23 protein-coding genes are annotated in these 19,312 nt (G+C 66.6%); 3 read left to right on the forward strand and 20 right to left on the reverse strand.

Annotated features, from left to right (window positions below; genetic code table 11):
- Positions 1-176 precede the first annotated feature (176 nt).
- Positions 177-2,342, forward strand: coding sequence for a ricin-type beta-trefoil lectin domain protein (locus tag NUG21_RS16000; protein ID WP_263391392.1), 2,166 nt, complete (start codon positions 177-179; stop codon positions 2,340-2,342).
- Positions 2,343-2,429: 87 nt separating this feature from the next.
- Here the strand turns inward: NUG21_RS16000 and NUG21_RS16005 are convergent, their stop codons facing one another.
- Together NUG21_RS16005 and NUG21_RS16010 are read right to left on the reverse strand one after the other, a co-directional pair.
- Positions 2,430-3,587 (reverse strand): mechanosensitive ion channel family protein, encoded by a 1,158-nt coding sequence (locus tag NUG21_RS16005; protein ID WP_263391393.1) that lies wholly within the window; start codon positions 3,585-3,587, stop codon positions 2,430-2,432.
- Between the two features lie 259 nt (positions 3,588-3,846).
- Positions 3,847-5,241 (reverse strand): class II 3-deoxy-7-phosphoheptulonate synthase, encoded by a 1,395-nt coding sequence (locus NUG21_RS16010; protein WP_242081673.1) that lies wholly within the window; start codon positions 5,239-5,241, stop codon positions 3,847-3,849.
- Positions 5,242-5,441: 200 nt separating this feature from the next.
- On the opposite strand from NUG21_RS16010, the gene NUG21_RS16015 reads away from it, so the two are divergent.
- On the forward strand, positions 5,442-7,583 hold the full coding sequence (locus NUG21_RS16015; RefSeq protein ID WP_263391394.1) for a TonB-dependent receptor: 2,142 nt from the start codon (positions 5,442-5,444) through the stop codon (positions 7,581-7,583).
- A gap of 277 nt (positions 7,584-7,860) precedes the next feature.
- On the forward strand, positions 7,861-8,745 hold the full coding sequence (locus NUG21_RS16020; protein ID WP_263391395.1) for an alpha/beta hydrolase family protein: 885 nt from the start codon (positions 7,861-7,863) through the stop codon (positions 8,743-8,745).
- A 167-nt stretch (positions 8,746-8,912) separates the two neighbouring features.
- On the opposite strand, the gene NUG21_RS16025 is transcribed toward NUG21_RS16020, so the two are convergent.
- From NUG21_RS16025 to rpsQ, 18 genes are all read right to left on the reverse strand, one after another.
- A complete protein-coding gene (locus NUG21_RS16025; protein WP_184502562.1) occupies positions 8,913-9,425 on the reverse strand; it encodes a disulfide bond formation protein B in 513 nt (170 codons plus the stop codon).
- A 199-nt stretch (positions 9,426-9,624) separates the two neighbouring features.
- Entirely contained in the window at positions 9,625-10,008 is a 384-nt protein-coding gene (gene rplQ / locus NUG21_RS16030) for a 50S ribosomal protein L17 (protein WP_010340456.1), read from the reverse strand.
- A gap of 200 nt (positions 10,009-10,208) precedes the next feature.
- The gene (gene rpoA, locus NUG21_RS16035; protein ID WP_010340455.1) at positions 10,209-11,207 is read right to left on the reverse strand and encodes a DNA-directed RNA polymerase subunit alpha; all 999 of its coding nucleotides are present in this window, start codon (positions 11,205-11,207) and stop codon (positions 10,209-10,211) included.
- Positions 11,208-11,257: 50 nt separating this feature from the next.
- Positions 11,258-11,887 (reverse strand): 30S ribosomal protein S4, encoded by a 630-nt coding sequence (rpsD, locus tag NUG21_RS16040; protein WP_010340454.1) that lies wholly within the window; start codon positions 11,885-11,887, stop codon positions 11,258-11,260.
- Positions 11,888-11,901: 14 nt separating this feature from the next.
- Positions 11,902-12,294: a 30S ribosomal protein S11 gene (gene rpsK, locus NUG21_RS16045; protein ID WP_003470632.1), complete on the reverse strand. Its 393-nt coding sequence runs from the start codon at positions 12,292-12,294 to the stop codon at positions 11,902-11,904.
- Between the two features lie 9 nt (positions 12,295-12,303).
- Complete coding sequence (gene rpsM, locus NUG21_RS16050; RefSeq protein ID WP_010340453.1) at positions 12,304-12,660, reverse strand: 30S ribosomal protein S13; 357 nt, start codon at positions 12,658-12,660, stop codon at positions 12,304-12,306.
- Positions 12,661-12,998: 338 nt separating this feature from the next.
- Positions 12,999-14,369 (reverse strand): preprotein translocase subunit SecY, encoded by a 1,371-nt coding sequence (gene secY, locus NUG21_RS16055; protein ID WP_184502564.1) that lies wholly within the window; start codon positions 14,367-14,369, stop codon positions 12,999-13,001.
- 7 nt (positions 14,370-14,376) lie between these two features.
- Entirely contained in the window at positions 14,377-14,820 is a 444-nt protein-coding gene (gene rplO, locus NUG21_RS16060) for a 50S ribosomal protein L15 (RefSeq protein WP_019796105.1), read from the reverse strand.
- A 6-nt stretch (positions 14,821-14,826) separates the two neighbouring features.
- Positions 14,827-15,018, reverse strand: coding sequence for a 50S ribosomal protein L30 (rpmD, locus tag NUG21_RS16065; protein ID WP_019796104.1), 192 nt, complete (start codon positions 15,016-15,018; stop codon positions 14,827-14,829).
- Positions 15,011-15,556 (reverse strand): 30S ribosomal protein S5, encoded by a 546-nt coding sequence (gene rpsE / locus NUG21_RS16070; RefSeq protein WP_010340449.1) that lies wholly within the window; start codon positions 15,554-15,556, stop codon positions 15,011-15,013. The genes rpmD and rpsE overlap by 8 nt, the downstream gene beginning before the upstream one ends.
- 155 nt (positions 15,557-15,711) lie before the next feature.
- Entirely contained in the window at positions 15,712-16,071 is a 360-nt protein-coding gene (rplR, locus tag NUG21_RS16075; RefSeq protein WP_263391396.1) for a 50S ribosomal protein L18, read from the reverse strand.
- An 87-nt stretch (positions 16,072-16,158) separates the two neighbouring features.
- A complete protein-coding gene (rplF, locus tag NUG21_RS16080; protein ID WP_017908703.1) occupies positions 16,159-16,686 on the reverse strand; it encodes a 50S ribosomal protein L6 in 528 nt (175 codons plus the stop codon).
- 16 nt (positions 16,687-16,702) lie between these two features.
- A complete protein-coding gene (gene rpsH / locus NUG21_RS16085) occupies positions 16,703-17,101 on the reverse strand; it encodes a 30S ribosomal protein S8 (RefSeq protein ID WP_010340446.1) in 399 nt (132 codons plus the stop codon).
- Positions 17,102-17,355: 254 nt separating this feature from the next.
- A complete protein-coding gene (rpsN, locus tag NUG21_RS16090; RefSeq protein ID WP_010341607.1) occupies positions 17,356-17,661 on the reverse strand; it encodes a 30S ribosomal protein S14 in 306 nt (101 codons plus the stop codon).
- A 110-nt stretch (positions 17,662-17,771) separates the two neighbouring features.
- Positions 17,772-18,314 (reverse strand): 50S ribosomal protein L5, encoded by a 543-nt coding sequence (gene rplE, locus NUG21_RS16095; RefSeq protein WP_010341606.1) that lies wholly within the window; start codon positions 18,312-18,314, stop codon positions 17,772-17,774.
- 11 nt (positions 18,315-18,325) lie between these two features.
- Positions 18,326-18,643 carry a 50S ribosomal protein L24 gene (gene rplX, locus NUG21_RS16100; protein WP_010341604.1) on the reverse strand — a complete coding sequence of 106 codons (318 nt, stop codon included), beginning with the start codon at positions 18,641-18,643 and terminating at the stop codon, positions 18,326-18,328.
- Positions 18,644-18,658: 15 nt separating this feature from the next.
- Positions 18,659-19,027 carry a 50S ribosomal protein L14 gene (gene rplN, locus NUG21_RS16105; protein WP_003486699.1) on the reverse strand — a complete coding sequence of 123 codons (369 nt, stop codon included), beginning with the start codon at positions 19,025-19,027 and terminating at the stop codon, positions 18,659-18,661.
- Positions 19,028-19,041: 14 nt separating this feature from the next.
- The gene (rpsQ, locus tag NUG21_RS16110) at positions 19,042-19,311 is read right to left on the reverse strand and encodes a 30S ribosomal protein S17 (RefSeq protein WP_010341599.1); all 270 of its coding nucleotides are present in this window, start codon (positions 19,309-19,311) and stop codon (positions 19,042-19,044) included.
- Position 19,312: the final 1 nt, after the last annotated feature.

Below are 19,312 nucleotides of genomic sequence, written 5' to 3' on the forward strand. Positions count from 1 at the left end.
CACGAGACTTTCGGGCGCGCTCCACGCAACTCGATTTCCCCCCGGCCACGACACGCAAATGTCTACAGAATTGTCCACTTCGGTCGATTCTAACCCTTGACAAGTTCCGGGCGCCCCGGAAAAGCGCGCCACTATCGATAGATAGGTGGCGGACAATCACCACAGGGGAATAGACGATGCAAATCGCGAAAGCGATGGGTTGGAGTGTGGCAGTGTTACTTTGCACTGGCCTGAGCGCCTGCGGGGGCGCTATCGATCACAAACACAGCGCAACCTCGGACGCCAAGCACGCGTCCGCTGCGGCCACCACTGCGCCGCCAATGGCCGCCGCTCAGCGCGCGTCCCTGTTCGACGCGAAGGACAGCGGCGCCCTGATCCGCTACACCAGCCGCACCCCGACCGGACACGACGGCGCCTTCGCCCTGTACCCCATCACCCTCAGCGAGGCGCACGCGATCAAGGCCAGCGTCGACGGCACGATGACGGTGCCCACACCGGACGGGAAAAACCTGCAGATCAGCTATCAGAGCCGGCGCGACGCCAGGCGCGGCATCTGGACGTGGGTCGGCCGGGTGGACGGCCAACCGATGGGCAACGAGACGGTCATCACTTTCGGCAAGGACGCGGTGTTCGGGTCGCTGGGCACCATCGATGGCATGACCTACCAGCTCACCACCATCGAGGGCAAGCCCTACATCATGGCGGCCGCCAGCGCCGACCTGCATTCCGCCGGCAGCCGCGCGGACGCGCGACGCCTGGCCGATTCGGCCGTCCAACTGCCTCCGGGCGATACCGCCCAGGGCTATATCGCCGGATACAGCAGCCTCGCGCAAGTCAATGCACAGGCCGGCAGCACCTCGACCAACACGATCGACGTGCTGCTCGGCTATACGCCCGGCTATCGGGACTACCGCGGCGGCATCACGGCGATCGACACCGTGCTCACCAATCTGGTGGAGACGGCGAACCAATCCTTCGCCAACGCCAACATCAATGTGCGCTACCGCCTGGTCGGGACCGTGCAGGTCGACTACCCCGACAACACACTGAACAACGGCACCCTCGACGAACTCACCGGCGTCAGCCAGGCGACCGCCGCAGCGCTGGTGCCGCTGCACGATGCCCGCGACCGGCTCGGCGCGGATATGGTCGGCCTCGTGCGACGCTTCAACAATTCCCAGCAGAGCTGTGGCGTCGCCTGGCAGTCCGGCGGCACCGATTCGCGCTGGGGCTACGCGGTGATCTCCGACGGCGTCGACGGTGGCTACTACTGCACCCGCGGCACCCTGGCCCACGAGTTCGGCCACCTCCTCGGCTCCGGCCACCAGCACGAAACCGGCCAGGAGCCGGGCTTCAATTTCGGCCACCGCAGCGACACCGGCAGCTTCCACACCACGATGGCTTACGCGGTCAATGGACAGAGCGAGATCCTGGTGTATTCGTCGCCGGCGATCAACACCTGCAACGGGCAAGCCTGTGGCGTGCCGGACCAGGCCGACAATGCCCGCGCCTTCCTCACCACGGTGCCCAATGTGGTCCAGTACCGGCCGACCGTGGTGCCGTTGGACGATTCCAGTTCGCCCGGACAGATCATGGGCCCGTCCGGCAAATGCCTCGACGTCAGGAATGGAGATATCAACGATGGTGCCTCGATGCAGGTCTGGGACTGCAACGGGTTCCGCCAGCAGAAGTGGTCGTTCAAGCGTGGCAGCCATAGCCTGCGCGGCGAGGGCACCGACAAGGTGCTCGATATCACCGGCGTGAGCAGTGCCAATGGGGCACCGATCCAGCTCTATCAATCGCTGAGCACCTCGAACCAGGGCTGGTACTTCACCAATGCCTCGCTCATCGCCAGCGGCGGCAAGGTCCTGGACGTGGTGGCGCTCGGGTCGAACAACGGCGCGCGGCTGCAGCTCTGGGACAATCTCGGTGGCACCAACCAGCGCTGGTCGTACAGCCCCTCGACCGGCGAGATCCGGGTCTCGACCGGACGCTGTCTGGACGTCGCCGGTTTCGGCGTCACCGCCGGGACGCCGGTGCAACTCTGGGACTGCAACGGCACCAAGAACCAGCAATGGCAACTCGGCAAGAACGGCTCGATCGTGGGCTACGGCGGCAATTGCCTGGAGGCAGCGACCACTGCCCAAAACGGCGGCGCGCTGCGCATGATGGCGTGCACCGGCACCGCCACGCAGGCGTGGCGGATCCGCGGCCAGATCCGCAGCGAGTTGAACGGCAAATGCCTGGACGACTCCGCCGGCGGCATTCGCAACGGCGCCATCGTGCAGATGTGGGAATGCCTGGGCAACGTCAATCAGCTTTGGGAAGTGCAGCCGAACTGACGCGCCTGCCAACCTGGCAAGGCCGTCGCCGGCACCGCATCGCGTGCCGGCGACGTGCTGTTCGCGCGACCTGCGTCGCGGCGCCTCTTACCCAGTGCCGCGCTGCGCAGGAGCTGGCACGGCCGGCACGCCATCCTCGGCGCCAGGCGAACGCATCGCCTCCGAGTCGCTGGCGCGCACCGGCGGATGCGACAGCCGCACCGGCTCCGGCGCCACTTCCGCGCGCAGCAGCGGCAGCGCATAGGGATGCTCGCGCACCAGGAAGTCCAGCATGCGTTCGCGCACGATGCAACGCAGGTCGAAGGCATCGCCGGAATTGCGCGCACTGACCAGCAGGCGCACCTGGATCGTGCGCTCGCTGGTATCGGTCACCTGGGTCACGCAGACCCGCCCATCCCACAGCGGCTCGCTCTTGCAGATGCGCTCCAGTTCGGCGCGCACTTGCGCGATCGGCGTGCGGTAGTCCAGCCACAGGAACGCGGTGCCGAGCAGGTCGGCGCTGCTGCGCGTCCAGTTCTGGAACGGGTTCTCGATGAACCAGGTCAGCGGCACCACCATCCGCCGCTCGTCCCAGATCCGCACCACCACGTAGGAACTGCCGATCTCCTCGATGCGTCCCCACTCGCCTTCGACGATGACCACATCGTCGAGCCGGATCGGCTGGGTCAGCGCGATCTGCAGGCCGGCGATCAGGTTGCCGAACACCGGCTTGGCGGCGATACCGGCGACCAGGCCGATGATGCCGGCCGAGGCCAGCAGGGTGGTGCCGATCTGCCGCACCGCCGGGAAGGTCAGCAGCACGATCGAGGTGCCGACCAGGATGATCGTGCCCATCGCCACCCGCGCCAGCACCCGGGTCTGGGTCTGCACACGGCGCGCGGTGAGGTTGTCCGCCACCTCGATCGGATGGCTGCGCAGGATCGCCGTTTCCAGCGCCGCCACGCCGCGCACCAGCAGCCAGGTCACGCAGCCGATCATGCCGATGTGCAGCAGGTGCTGCAGGTCGGTCAGTGCCTTCTCGTCCAGCGGGGTGGATTCGAGCGCAAAGCTGAGCATCAGCATCGGCAGCAGGAAGGCGACCGGCACGCTGACCACGCGCACGATGCGCGCGCGCCGGTAGTCGCGGCCACGCATGCGCTGGGCGATGCGCAACAGCAGCCACCAGGCCAGAAAACCGAGAATCAGCGCGGCGCCGATCGGCAGCGTGTAGGCACGCCAGGGCACCCAGTGAAGATCGAGGGTCAAGATGCGCTCCTGTGTCGGGGGGAGGAGTCGCGATAGTCTGGCAGCGCAGGGATTAGCGCGATGTCGAGCGCGCCCGCTGCGGCGCCAGGCGGCGGCCGCAGCGGACGTCGTCGCGCATGCGCATACTTCCTGCGACAGCTTGCCAACGGCAGCGAGACACTGCCACGCGCCGTGCGTGCAGACGTAAAGACCCGCGCAGGCCTGCGCCCAACGCCAGCGCCGACGCGCACGCTGCGCGCCGGCGAACCACGCCAACCCGCTACGCGAGCGGCGTGGCGACGGTGCGCCCGTTCTGCTTGCGCACGATCGCCATCGCGATCTCCAGCGACTGCTCGTAGTTCAGCCGCGGATCCACGCTGGAGCGGTAGGCGCGCTCCAGATCGCGCTCGGTCAGTTCGCGCGCGCCGCCGGTGCACTCGGTGACGTCCTCGCCGGTCAGTTCCAGATGCACGCCGCCCAGGCGGGTACCGGCCGCGGCGTGGATGTCGAACGACTGCTCCACCTCGCCCAGGACGTTCTGGTAGCGCCGGGTCTTGTAGCCGTTGCTGGTGCTCTCGGTGTTGCCGTGCATCGCATCGCACACCCACAGCACGCGGCGGCCGTCGCGCTTCACCGCCTCCAGCAGCGGCGGCAGCTTCTCGGCGATCTGCGCCGCGCCCATGCGGTGGATGAAGGTCAGCCGGCCCGGCTCGTCCTCCGGATTGAGCACGTCGATCAGGCGCAGCAGCTGGTCCGGCTGCGCCGACGGACCGACCTTGATCGCGATCGGATTGCGGATGCCGCGGAAGTACTCCACGTGCGCGCCGTCCAGCGCCGCGGTGCGCATGCCGATCCACGGGTAGTGCGTGCTGAGGTTGAACCAGCCCCACTGCCGCGGCACCTCGCGCGTCAGTGCTTCCTCGTAGGGCAGCAGCAAGGCCTCGTGCGAGGTGTAGAAATCGACCCGGTTGAGGTTGTACAGCTGCGCGCCGGACAGGGTCTCCATGAAGCGCACCGCATCGCCGATCGAGCCCACCATCTTCTGGTAGTCCTCGGCCAGCGGCGAATAGCCGACCCAGCTCAGGTTCCAGTACTCGGGATGGTGCAGGTCGGCGAAGCCGCCGTCGATCAACGCACGCACGAAGTTCATGGTCATTGCCGAACGCGAGTGCGCGGTGATCATGCGCCGCGGATCCGGCACCCGCGCCTGCGCGGTGAACTCCGGGCCGTTGACCACGTCGCCGCGGTAGCTGGGCAGGGTCACACCGTCACGGGTTTCGGTGTCGGCCGAGCGCGGCTTGGCGTATTGCCCGGCATAGCGGCCGACCCGCACCACCGGCAGGCGCAGCCCGTGCACCAGCACCAGGCTCATCTGCAGCAGCACCTTGAGCCGGTTGGAAATGGTGCCGGATTCGCAATCGCTGAAGTTCTCCGCGCAATCGCCGCCCTGCAGCAGGAAGCGCTTGCCTTCCTGCGCCTCGGCCAGCTGCTTCTTAAGCGCGAAGATCTCCCAGGAGGTGACCAGCGGCGGCAAGTGCCGCAGCTCCGCCAGCGCGGCCTCCAGTGCCTGCGGATCCGGATACACCGGCATCTGCAGCGCCGGCCGCTCGCGCCAACTGGCGGGTGACCAGGACGACGAGGCGGATTCGGACACGGCGGCGGCAGACAGATTCATGAAAGGACTCCTTGGCAGTGTGTGATGTTCGCAGAGCCGGGGCGCGCCGCATAGCGCCGCACGCCGGTCACGCTGGCAGCGCCGCGACATGAATGGCAAGCAACCCCGCGACGCCACCATGACTTCCGGCCTACGCCGGCGTTTTTGCGAAAGCACACTGTTATTAAGTAACAATTCCTCCTCCTTCGGTTCGCCTCGCCATGACACGTCGCCCCCTCTCCTCCGCCATCGCCCTGGTCCTGCTGGTCGCCCCGGGTCTCGCCCTCGCCGCAGACGCCGCCACCGACAGCACCGCTGCCGCCGAACCGACCGTCGATCTCGACCCGGTCACCGTCACCGCCAAGCTGGAAGCCGCGCGCAACGCGCTGTCGCCGGACATCGGCAGCAGCCAGTACGCGATCAGCGCCGAGGACATCGCCCGCCTGCCGCTGGGCGCCTCCACCCCGCTCAACCAGGTGCTGCTGCAGGCGCCGGGCGTGGTCCAGGATTCCTATGGCGGCGTGCACGTGCGCGGCGACCACGCCAACCTGCAGTACCGCATCAACGGCGTGATGATCCCCGAGTCCATCTCCGGCTTCGGCCAGACCCTGGACCCGCGCACGATCAAGAACATCCGCCTGCTCGACGGCGCACTGCCGGCGCAGTTCGGCGACCGCACCGCGGCGGTGGTCGACATCACCACCAAGAACGGCGTGGAACTGGGCAACGGCGGCAGCGTCGGCATCACCGGCGGCTCCTACGGCACGCTCAACCCCAACGCCTCGTGGTGGGGCAGCGACGGCCGCTTCAGCTGGTTCGCCAGCGGCAACTACCTGCAGAACCGCATCGGCATGGAGAACCCGACCGACAGCGACAACCCGATCCACGACAAGACCCACCAGGGCAAGGGCTTCGCCGACCTCAGCTACCTGCTGAACGAGAACACCCGGCTCAGCCTGCTGGTCGGCTACGCCAACAACCGCTTCCAGATCCCCAACAACCCGGGGCAGACGCCGGCGTTCATCTATCTGGGCAACAACAGCTTCGATTCCGCGCAACTCGACGAGAACCAGCGCGAGAACACCCGCTTCGGCACCCTGGTGCTGCAAGGCGCGCTCGGCGACACCAGCTACCAGCTGTCGGCCGGCCAGCGCTACAGCAGCGTCGCGTTCTCCCCGGACATCGCCGGCGACCTGATCTTCAACGGCATCGCCTCGCAGGTGCAGCGCGCCAACCGCGCCAGCACCCTGCAGGCCGACTTCTCCACGCCGTGGGGCGGCACGCACACCTTGCGCTATGGCGTGTACGGCAACTTCGAACACGCCAATGCCAGCAACAACGCCTACGTGTTCCCGGCCAACGACGACGGCAGCCAGAGCAGCGACGTGCCGCTGTTCATCCCCGACGCCAGCCGTTTCCACGCCAGCACCTACGCGGTGTACCTGCAGGACGAATGGGAGCCGAGCGACGCCTGGACCATCAACTACGGCGTGCGCGGCGACCGCTACAAGGCCTTCGGCACCACCGAGGGCCAGCTCAGCCCACGCCTGGGCGTGGTCTGGCACGCCAGCGACAGCACCACCCTGCACGCCGGCTATGCGCGCTACTTCACCCCGCCGGCCACCGAACTGATCTCCACCAGCGACATCGCCCTGTACGACGGCACCACCAACCAGCAGTCGGCAGCAGGCGGCCCGACCAAGCCGCTGAGCGAGCGCAGCGACTACTACGACCTGGGCATCTCGCAGATGGTCGGCGACCACCTGACCCTGGGCCTGGACACCTACTACCGCAAGGCCGACCGCCTGCAGGACGAAGGCCAGTTCGGCGCCGCCTATGTCTATTCCACCTTCAACTACCGCTACGGCCGCATCCGCGGCGCCGAGTTCAGCGCCGACTACAGCAACGGCCCGATCAACGCCTACTTCAACGCGGCCTACAGCAAGGCCATGGGCAAGCGGGTGATGACCAGCCTGTACAACTTCGACCCGGACGCGCTGGCCTACGCCTACGACCACTGGATCCACCTGGACCACGACCAGAAGCTGACCTCCTCCGGCGGCATCAACTACGCCCTGGCCGACGACAGCCGCATCGGCGCCGACTACCTGTTCGGCAGCGGCCTGCGCACCGATGCCGACGGCGTGCCCAACGGCGGCGAGCTGCCGGCGTACTTCCAGCTCAACCTCAGCGCCGGCCACGACTTCGCCCTGGCCAGCAGCCACCCGCTGCACGCGCAGCTCGCCGTGCTCAACGTGCTCGACCGCCACTACCAGTTGCGCGACGGCGGCGGCATCGGCGTGTTCGCGCCGCAGTGGGCGCCGCGCCGTGGCGTCTACCTGAGCCTGCAACAGGACTTCTGAGCAAGCAGCGGCGATGGCCTGCGGCGCACGGTCGTGCGCTGCAGGCGTCGTGGCAGAGCAGCGGTACCACGCCGTCGAATTCGCCACGATGCTGCGCCGCGATCGAAGGACGCGACGGGTCCGGCCGCTTGCCGCGACCCGTCCGGCATTGCAGCGAAGCCGCGTGCCGCGTCGTGGCCGTGGCCTCGCCCAGCGAAGGCAGGCCCGCGACGGCCTGCCGATCGCAACGGACCGCCACGACGCGTTGCCGCGCATCCGCCCAGGCCAGGTCGCGCCCATGCTGAAACACCTATTCGCCGCCGCCCTCGCGGCCGCCGTCCTCACCCTGGCCGCACCGCCGCCGGCGCACGCCGCACGCGTCACGGACTTCCGGATGCCGGTGGTCGTGCAAGGCGTCGACTACGACCTGGCCGCCCGCGTGTATCGCCCCGCCGGCCCCGGTCCGTTCCCGCTGATCGTCATCCACCACGGCACGCCTGCAGACAAGCGCAAGCTCGCCGACACCCGCCTCGGCTTCGCCCGCGCCGCACGCTGGTTCGCCGCCCACGGCGACATGGTGGTGGTGGCGCTGCGGCCCGGCTACGGCAACTCCAGCGGCCGCTATCTGGAAGGCGCCGGCAACTGCCACGACGTCGATTTCGTCGTCGCCGGGCGCAAGATCGCCGCGGCGGAGGCGGCGATCGTCGAGGCCGCCGCCCGCCTTCCCGGCGTGGATCCGCAGCGCATCATCGTGGTCGGTCAGTCCGCCGGCGGACTCGGCGCGGTGGCGCTGGCCGACGCGCCGCCACCCGGCGTACGCGGCGTCATCAGCTTCGCCGGCGGGCGCGGCAGCAACGGCAAGGAGGTCATCTGCGCCGGCGAGGATCGCCTGATCGAGGCGGAGAAGACCCTGGGCGCGGCCAACACGCTGCCACAGCTATGGCTGTACGCCGAGAACGATCACTTCTTCCGGCGCGAACTGGCGCACCGCATGTATGCGGCCTACCGCGCCGGCTCGACGCCGCCGGTCGCCTTCGCCGATCTGCCGCCGTTCGGCGACGATGGCCACAAGACCTTCGCCCAGGCCGACCCGTCGGTCTGGGCCAGGCCGGTGGCCGCGTTCCTCGCCCAGGTCCTGTCGCCGGCCGCAGGCGCGCCGGCGCCGGCCAGCGCGTCGCGCTGACGCAGGCCCGCATCGCGCGACCAGCGGTGGAGCCGGCGGCCGGATCGGATGGAGAACGTGCGTGCGCGGTGGTGGACGCGGGCTGCGCGGGCGCTGCCGCAGCGGCAAGCCCAGCGGCGCCGCCCGGGGCGGTCAGGCCGAGCGAGCTGCGCGCAACAGAGGCACGCTCAGATCAGCGTGCGCCGGCGGCTCTTGAAGCCGGCATAGAGCGCGAACACGGCCAGCAGCACGAAGCAGATCAGGCACCACATCGGCATCGACAGGCCGAGGAAGCGCCAGTCGATGTTGCCGCAATCGCCGGTGCCGGTCAGCACCCGGCGCAGCACCTCGAACGGTCCCAGGGTCTCGCGCAGGAAGCTCAGCGGCGGGCCGCAGGAGGCCATCGGGTCCGGGAACAACTGCACCGAGACGTGCTTGGTGGAGATGCCGGCGCCCACGAGCGCGGCCAGGAACGCCAGCACGCCATAGAGCTTGCGCCCGCCGGCGCTGCGCGGCCCGTGCAAGGCGCCGAGCAGGAACAGCACGCCCAGCGCGGCGAACGCGATGCGCTGGAAGATGCACAGCGGGCACGGCTCGATGCCCAGCTGCAGCTGCACGAAGATCGCATAGCCCAGCAAGCCGGCGCAGATCAGAAAGCCGAGCAGGAACTGCGCGCGGAAACCCCAGCGTAACGGATTCATCGGACTCGGACTCGCAGCGACGATCCGCGCATTATCCGCGATCGTGCGCCCCATCACCATGTGTCATGGCGCCAGTGGCAGTCGCTTTCCCGCACGCGACCACGCTCCACCAATCCCCAATCCCGACTCCCCGATCCCCGCCCCAAAAACAAAAAAGCCCGGACATGCCGGGCTTCTTGCTGCTGCAGGTGCGAACCGATTACTCGGCCACTTCCTCGGCCACGGCCGGGCGGTCGACCAGTTCGACGTACGCCATCGGCGCGTTGTCGCCGGCGCGGAAGCCGCACTTGAGGATGCGCAGGTAGCCACCCGGGCGCGCCTGGTAGCGCGGGCCCAGCGTGGTGAACAGGGTGCCCACGGCTTCCTTGTCGCGCAGGCGCGCAAAGGCCAGGCGGCGGTTGGCGACGTTGTCGACCTTGGCCAGGGTGATCAGCGGCTCCGCGACGCGGCGCAGTTCCTTGGCCTTCGGCAGGGTGGTCTTGATCAGCTCGTGCTTGATCAGCGACGCCGCCATGTTCTTGAACATCGCCTCGCGGTGGGCGCTGGTGCGGCTGAACTTGCGGCCGGATTTCTGGTGACGCATGGGTTGGGATTCCTATGGAAGAGTGGAACTGCTGGGGATCGCTGTCGCCGTCCTGGCGTTGAATGTGGACTGCGGATGGTCCGTGCCGGCCGTCCTTGACCGGGCGACGCCGCGGGCTTGGCGACCCGTCGACGTGGTGGTGCGGATGAAGCGGACAACGCGCGGCCGGTGCCTTGCGGCACCGGCCGGAGACGCAAGACTCAGCCGAGCATGCCGTGCTGGGCGACACCGGCCGGCGGCCAGTTCTCCAGCTTCATGCCGAGCGACAGGCCACGCTGGGCCAGCACTTCCTTGATCTCGGTGAGCGACTTCTTGCCCAGGTTCGGGGTCTTGAGCAGCTCGACCTCGGTCTTCTGGATCAGATCGCCGATGTAGTAGATGCTCTCGGCCTTCAGGCAATTGGCCGAGCGCACGGTCAGTTCCAGATCGTCGATCGGACGCAGCAGCACCGGATCCACGCCGTTGCTGGCCGGCTTGGCCGCGCCACGGTCGCGATGGGTGAAGTCGCCGAACACCGACAGCTGGTCGCTGAGGATGTCGGCGGCGGTGCGCACGGCTTCCTCGGCGTCGATCGTGCCGTTGGTTTCGATGTCCAGGACCAGCTTGTCCAGGTCGGTGCGCTGTTCGACGCGAGCCGACTCAACCGCGTAGGCGACGCGGCGCACCGGCGAGAACGAGGCGTCCAGGACCAGGCGGCCGATGGTACGGGTCTCTTCGTCCGGACGGCGACGCGCGGCGGCCGGCTGGTAGCCGAAGCCACGCTCGATCTTCAGACGCATGTTGATCGCCGTGTCCTTGGTCAGGTGGCAGATCACGTGGTCGTTGTTGAGGATCTCGACGTTGTGGTCGGTCTTGATGTCGGCGGCAGTGACCGTGCCCGGGCCCTGCTTGGACAGCGACAGCGTGGCGCTGTCACCGGTATGCATGCGGATGGCCACGTCCTTGAGGTTCAGCAGGACTTCCAGCACGTCCTCCTGCAGCCCTTCGACCGTGGTGTACTCGTGCAGCACGCCGTCGATCTCGACTTCGGTGATCGCGAAGCCGGGAATCGAGGACAGCAGCACGCGACGCAGGGCGTTGCCCAGCGTATGCCCATACCCGCGCTCCAAGGGCTCGATCACGACCTTGGCGCGGTTGTCGGTAAGGCGTTCGATCTGCGGCCCACGGGGGCGCAGAACCTGGTTGGCGGTAACCGTCATGTTGCGGGTTCTCCTGACGAGCCTCCGTGACCGGAGGCTCTCCGATGTGATTACTTCGAATACAACTCGACGATCAGCGCTTCGTTGATGTCGGCAGGCAGGTCCGCACGGTCCGGCACGGCCTTGAAGATGCCGCTGAACTTCTTCGAATCGACCTCGACCCACGACGGGTTCAGGTCGTGCGTTTCGGCAACGGTCAGCGCTTCCTGCACGCGAAGCTGCTTCTGCGCCTTTTCCGACAGGGCGATCGCGTCGCCGGCCTTGACCTGGTACGAGGCCAGGTTCACCGACTTGCCGTTGACCAGCACGCCACGGTGCGACACCAGCTGGCGCGCGGCCGGACGGGTGACGGCGAAGCCCATGCGGTAGACGACGTTGTCGAGGCGGGTTTCCAGCAGCTGCAGCAGGTTCTCGCCGGTGTTGCCCTTCTTGGTCGAGGCCTTCTTGTAGTAGTTGCGGAACTGACGCTCCAGCAGGCCGTAGATACGCTTGACCTTCTGCTTTTCGCGCAGCTGGGTGGCGTAGTCGGACAGCTTGCCCTTGCGGGCGGTCGCGCCGTGCTGGCCGGGCTTCTGCTCCAGCTTGCACTTGGAGTCCAGCGCACGCGCCGGGCTCTTGAGGGAAAGATCGGCGCCTTCGCGGCGCGCGAGCTTACAGGTAGGACCGATATAACGAGCCATTTCTTATCGCTCCTTTAGACGCGACGCTTCTTCGGCGGACGGCACCCGTTGTGCGGGATCGGCGTCACGTCGATGATGTTGGTGATCTTGTATCCGACGTTGTTCAACGAACGGACGGCGGACTCGCGACCCGGACCCGGGCCCTTGATGCGCACTTCCAGCGACTTCACGCCGTAGTCGAGCGCAGCGCGCCCGGCCTTCTCGGCGGCCACCTGCGCCGCGAACGGCGTGGACTTGCGCGAACCGCGGAAACCGGCGCCACCGGAGGTCGCCCAGGACAACGCATTGCCCTGACGGTCGGTGATGGTCACGATGGTGTTGTTGAACGAAGCGTGGACGTGGGCGACACCGTCGGTGACGACGCGCTTGATCTTCTTCTTGGTCTTTGCTGCTGCGGGCTTAGCCATGTCGGTCCCTTACTTCTTGATCGCCTTGCGCGGACCCTTGCGGGTGCGGGCGTTGGTACGGGTGCGCTGACCGCGCAGGGGCAGGCCACGACGGTGACGCAGGCCGCGGTAGCAGCCCAGGTCCATCAGTCGCTTGATGGCGATGCCGATTTCGCGACGCAGGTCGCCTTCGACGATGTACTTGCCGACTTCGAGACGCAGGCGCTCGATTTCCGGCTCGGACAGGTCGCGGATCTTGGTGGTCGAGGTCACGCCTGCGGCTTCGCAGACCTTCTTCGAACGGGTACGGCCGATGCCGTAAATGCTTTGCAACCCGACCCAGACGTGCTTCTGGGCTGGCAGGTTGACGCCTGCAATACGCGCCATGACGCGGTTCTCCAACTGAGTGATGGCCCGACGGCGCACCACGGCGCCATCCGGCAGGATGGATCAAAAAGTGAACTTGTAAGTCTAGCAAGGTCTCGGGTTACATGGAAGCCCGCGGAACCTGAGGTTCCGCAAGCCCGGCATGGGGAGTGTGCCCATGCTCCGGCGCCGGACGTCGTTGGCGAGGCGATGGTTCCGCCTTGCCGCCCGCGCTACTCCAGCGCAGGACCACCACGTCTCACCCGCGCACGAGACCGCTGCACGGGCCGCCCTTCAAGTCGGAAGACTGCGCCCGGGAACCGGGGCGTCTTCGCGGAAGGATTCAAACAGTATAGCAATCAACCGCGGGCAAAACCGCCGCCGCGCGAGCCGCCCTTGAGGTTGGCCTTCTTCAACAGGCTTTCGTACTGGTGCGACATCAGGTGCGCCTGGATCTGCGCGATGAAGTCCATCACCACCACGACTGCGATCAGCAGCGAGGTGCCGCCGAAGTGGAACGAGGTGCCGAGCTGGGCACGCATCACTTCCGGCAGCAGACACACGATCACCAGGTACACCGAGCCGGCCGCGGTCAGGCGGGTCAACACGCCGTCGACGTAGTCGGCGGTGGCCTTGCCCGGACGGATACCCGGGATCAGCGCGCCGGACTTCTTCAGGTTGTCGGCGGTTTCCTGCGAGTTGAACACCAGCGCCGTGTAGAAGAACGCGAAGCCGATGATCAGCGCGGCGAACACGATCATGTGCACCGGCTCGCCGGGGCCGAGCGCATTGGCGATGCGCTGCAGCACGCTGCCGAAGGTGCTGTTGGAGGCAGCCTGGCCGGACCACATCGACAGCGTCGCCGGGAAGGCGAGAATGCTCGAGGCGAAGATCGGCGGGATCACGCCGGCCATGTTGAGCTTCAGCGGCAGGAACGAGGTCTGGTTCATGTACGCATTGCGGCCACCCTGGCGGCGTGCGTAGTTCACCGTGATCCGCCGCTGCCCGCGCTCGACGAACACCACGAACAGGGTGAAGGCGAGGATCGTCAGCACGATCAGCAGCAGCGAGATGAAGCTCATGTTGCCGTCGCGGTAGGACTCCACGGTCTGGATCGCCGCCGCCGGCAGGCCGGCGACGATGCCGGCGAAGATGATCAGCGAGACGCCGTTGCCGATGCCGCGCTCGGTCACTTGCTCGCCGACCCACATCAGGAAGATGGTGCCGGCGGTCAACGCGATCACCGCGGTGAGCACGAAGCCCATGCCGGGAGCGTAGACGACCGGCGCGCCGCCCGGTGCAGTCTGGTTCTGCAACGCCAGGGCGATGCTGCCGCCCTGCACTACCGCCAGCAGCACCGCGCCGATGCGCGAATACTGGGTGATCTTGCGCCGACCCGACTCGCCTTCCTTCTGCATCGCCTTCAGCGACGGGAAGATGTGCGTGGCCAGCTGGATCACGATCGATGCCGAGATGTACGGCATCACGTTCAGCGCGAAGATGCTGAAACGGTGCAGGGCGCCGCCCGAGAACATGTTGAACATGTCCACGATGCCGCCGCCCTGCGCCTGCATCAGCGCAAGCATGGCTTCGGGATTGACGCCCGGCACCGGCACATAGCAGCCGATGCGGTAGACGATCAATGCGCCGAGGACGAACAACAGGCGCTGGCGAAGTTCAGTGAACTTGCCGAGCCCGCCGCCGAGGTTACCCATGCCAGCCTGCGCCATCTGCGTGTTACTCCTGCACGCTGCCGCCGGCAGCTTCGATTGCCGCCTTGGCACCGGCGGTCGCGGCGACGCCCTTCAGCACGAACGCCTTGGTCAGTTCGCCCTTCAGGACGACCTTGGCCTTCTTCGCGGTGCTCGGGACCAGCTTCGCGGCGCGCAGCGCAGCGAAATCGATCTCGCCGGCCGGCAGGTTGTCGAGCTGGTAGGACAGCACTTCGGCGGTGTCCTTGGCCATCTTCGAACGGAAGCCGATCTTCGGCAGACGGCGCTGCATGGGGGTCTGGCCGCCTTCGAAGCCGGCCTTGATCTTGCCGCCGCCCTTACGCGCGAACGAACCCTTGTGGCCGCGGCCAGCGGTCTTGCCCAGGCCGGAACCGATGCCGCGACCGACGCGGGTGCGCTCGGTGCGCGCGCCCGGCGCGGGCTTCAGATCATTCAGATGCAAAGTCATGGTCGATTACTCCTCAACCTGGACGAGGTACTGAACCTTGTTGATCAGGCCGCGCACTTGCGGGCTGTCCTTCAGTTCGCGCACATCGTTGAGCTTGTTCAGGCCCAGGGCACGCACCGACAGGCGGTGACGCGACTGGGTACCACGCAGGCCGCGCACCAGGCGCACCTTGACGGTCTTGGCGGATTCATTAGCCATGGGTCAGATCCTCCACCTTCTTGCCGCGCTTGGCCGCGATGCGGGCCGGCGACTGCATGTCTTCCAGGCCGCGCAGGGTGGCGCGCACCAGGTTGATCGGGTTGCGCGAACCGACGGCCTTGGCCAGCACGTTCTTCACGCCCACCGCTTCCAGCACGGCGCGCATCGCGCCGCCGGCGATCACGCCGGTACCTTCCGACGCCGGCATCATGAACACGCGCGCCGCGCCGTGGCCGGACTTCACCGGGTGCCACAGGGTGCCGTTGTTCAGATCGATGTTGAGCATGCCCTTGCGCGCATACTCCATCGACTTCTGGATCGCGACCGGCACTTCGCGCGCCTTGCCGTAACCGAAGCCGATCTTGCCGTTGCCGTCGCCGACCACGGTCAGCGCGGTGAAGGTGAACTGGCGACCGCCCTTGACCGTCTTGCTGACGCGGTTGACCGCGACCAGCTTCTCGATCATGCCGTCGTCGACTTTCTCTTCGCGGTTGCGGTCGCGATCACGACCCCGCGGTGCACGCTGTTCTTCAGCCATTGTGATGCCCTTGATAGAGGAAAAGATTTACGGCTTCGTTGCCGCTTGTGGTTGTGGTCTGGCGCCGTGTTCCCCGGGCGCGCACAGAAGGCGCGCCAAGGTCCGATGCAGCCCGCATCGGCAGGACGGGCGCGGCATTGCCGAACCCGCAATGATCAGAACTGCAGGCCGCCTTCGCGCGCGGCGTCGGCCAGCGCCTTGATGCGGCCGTGGTAGCGGTAGCCCGAGCGGTCGAACGCGACCTTCTCGACGCCCGCGGCCCTGGCGCGCTCGGCGATCAGCTTGCCGACCTTGGCGGCGGCGTCGCTGTTCTTGCCGTTCTTCAGGCCGTCCTTGACGTCGGCCTGCAGGGTGTTCGCCGCGGCGAGCACCTTGGAGCCGTCGGCGGTGAAGACCTGCGCGTACAGGTGCTGGCCGGTGCGCAGCACCGACAGGCGGGCAACGCCGAGCTCGCGGATGTGGGCGCGGGTCGACTTGGCGCGACGCAGGCGGGCGGTGTTCTTGTTGATGGTCATGTCTGTGTCCTACGGAAGCTGAAGGAAGCGAGGCGTTCGTGGGGAATCCGGCCTGGCGAGGCCGAACTCCTGGCGGAAGGACCTGGCTTAGGCCTTCTTGGCTTCCTTGCGAATGATGGCTTCACCGGCGTACTTCACACCCTTGCCCTTGTAGGGCTCCGGCGGACGGAAACCGCGGATCTTGGCGGCGACTTCGCCGACGCGCTGCTTGTCGGCGCCCTGCACCAGGATCTCGGTCTGGGTCGGAGCGGCCAGGGTGATGCCTTCCGGCGCGCTGAACACGATCGGGTGCGAGAAGCCGAGCGCCAGGCTCAGGTCCTTGCCCTGCATCGTGGCACGGTAGCCGACGCCCACCAGCTCGAGCTTGCGCTCGAAGCCCGCGGACACGCCCTGCACCATGTTCGCCAGGATGGCGCGGACGGTGCCGGTGATGGCGATGTGCGACGGATCGTTCGCCGACAGCGTGGCGACACCGTTTTCCTGCTTGATTTCGACGCCGGCCGGCTTCGGCAGCGACAGGGTGCCCTTCGGGCCCTTGACGCTGACCTGATCGGCCTGGACGGTGAGTTCGACGCCCTTCGGGAGGGAGATCGGCTTCTTGGCTACGCGGGACATGTGAGTGCTCCTTCCCTTAGGCCACGAAGCACAGGACTTCGCCACCGACGCCGGCCTGACGGGCCTGCGCATCGGTCATGATGCCCTTGGACGTGGAAATGATGGCAACGCCCAGACCGCCGAGAACCTTCGGCAGCTCGGTCTTGCCGCGATACTGGCGCAGACCCGAACGCGACACGCGCTTGAGCGTATCGATGACCGGGCGGCCCTCGAAATACTTCAGCACGATTTCCAGTTCGGACTTGTTGTTTTCGATCGCGTTGACGCGCAGATCGCTGATGTAGCCTTCGGCCTTCAGCACTTCCGCGATCGCAACCTTGATCTTGGAGGACGGCATCTTCACCGTCGGCTTGCCAACCGCGGCCGCATTCTTGATGCGGACCAGCAGGTCGGCGATGGGATCAGTCATGCTCATGGTGTCTACCTTTGAGTGCACCGATATCCGCTTTCGCGAAAATCTTGTGTGGTGGAGCGGTGGAATGACGCAGGGGGTGAAGCGCGCAACCGCCGGAGGAACCCGCGGCGGCTGCCATACCCGTCCCTGCCGCGAGGCAAGGAGCGGGAGTATACGACAAAAAGTCCGACTTGCGTCGGACTCGTTGTCTGAACGACACGCGGGCGGCTAGACCGCCCTGCCCGGCCCCGCGGACGGGACCGGCGCCGCTGGAATTACCAGCTGGCCTTGCGCAGGCCCGGAACGTCGCCGTTCATGGTCGCCTTGCGCAGCATGTTGCGGCCCAGGCCGAACTTGCCGTACACGCCACGCGGGCGGCCGGACAGTTCGCAACGGGTACGCTGGCGGCTCGGCGACGAATCGCGCGGCAGCTTCTGCAGCTTGGTCACGGCCTCGGCCTTCTCGTCGTACGAGGCGGTGCCGGAGGCGATGATCTTCTTCAGCGCATCACGCTTGTCGGCGAACTTCTTCGCCAGCTTCTTGCGCTTGATGTCGCGGTTGACCATGGAGGTCTTTGCCATCTGTAAATCCTCGGGATTCGAGAGTGGGGATTGGAGATTTCCAGAATCCGGGATGTAACGGGCACAGCGCCCTTCCATCCCGAATCCCGAATCCCGAATCCCGGCGTCAATCAGTTACGGAACGGGAACTTGAACGCTTCGAGCAGCGCCTTGGCTTCGGCGTCGGTCTTGGCGGTGGTGGTGATGGCGATATCCATACCGCGGATCGCGTCGACGGCGTCGAAGTCGATTTCCGGGAAGATGATCTGCTCCTTCACGCCCATGTTGAAGTTGCCGCGGCCGTCGAACGAACGCCCGGAGACACCACGGAAGTCGCGCACGCGCGGCAGCGAGATGTTGATCAGGCGGTCCAGGAACTCGTACATCTTGGCGCGACGCAGCGTGGTCTTGCAGCCGATCGGCCAGCCATCGCGGATCTTGAACGAGGCCACCGAGATGCGCGACTTGGTCACCACCGGCTTCTGGCCGGAAACCTTGGCCATGTCGGCGACGGCGTTTTCCAGGATCTTCTTGTTCGTCGCGGCCTCGCCCACGCCCATGTTCAGCGTGACCTTGACCAGCTTCGGCACTTCCATCGGATTGGTGTAACCGAACTTCTTCATCAGAGCCGGTACCACTTCTTCCTTGTAGATCTTTTCGAGACGGGAAGTCATTGTGTCATTCCTCAGGCGTCGAGCGCCTCACCGCTGGAGCGGAACACACGCAGTTTGCGTCCATCCTCCAGCACCTTGAAGCCAACGCGGTCGCCCTTGCCCGTCGCCGGGTTGAGGATCGCAACGTTGGAAATATGGATCGACGCTTCGCGCTCGACCACGCCGCCGGCGACGCCCGCCTGCGGGTTCGGCTTGGTGTGGCGCTTGACGATGTTCGCGTTGGAGACGACCACGCGGTCGCCGTCGACGCGGACGACTTCGCCCTGCTTGCCCTTGTCCTTGCCGGTGGTGACGACGACCTGGTCGCCCTTCTTGATACGGTTAGCCATGTGTATGTCCTCCGCTCACAGCACTTCGGGAGCGAGCGAGACGATCTTCATGAACTTCTCGGAACGCAGCTCGCGGGTCACAGGCCCGAAGATGCGCGTACCGATCGGCTCCTGCTTGTTGTTGAGCAACACCGCGGCGTTGCCATCGAAGCGGATCAACGAACCGTCCGGACGACGCACGCCCTTGCGGGTACGCACGACGACGGCGTCGTAGACTTCGCCCTTCTTGACCTTGCCGCGCGGGATCGCGTCCTTGACGGTGACCTTGATGATGTCGCCAATGTGCGCGTAGCGGCGCTTGGAGCCGCCGAGCACCTTGATGCACATCACTTCCTTGGCACCGGAATTGTCGGCGACGTCGAGGTAGCTCTGCATCTGGATCATGATTCAGATCTCCCTTATTCGGCCGCGCGGGTGACGATTTCCACCACCCGCCAGTTCTTGGTCTTGGACATCGGCGCAATCTCGGTCACGCGCACGACATCGCCTTCGTTGCAGGCGTTGTCGGCGTCGTGGGCGTGGAGCTTGGTCGAGCGCTTGATGTACTTGCCGTACAGCGCATGCTTGACCTGACGCTCCACCAGCACGGTGACGGTCTTGTCCATCTTGTTGCTGACCACACGGCCTTCGACCGTGCGCAGCGTCTTGCTTTCGTTATTGTCGCTCATC

It is taken from the genome of Xanthomonas sp. CFBP 8445, from assembly GCF_025666235.1.
Taxonomy (GTDB): domain Bacteria; phylum Pseudomonadota; class Gammaproteobacteria; order Xanthomonadales; family Xanthomonadaceae; genus Xanthomonas_A; species Xanthomonas_A indica.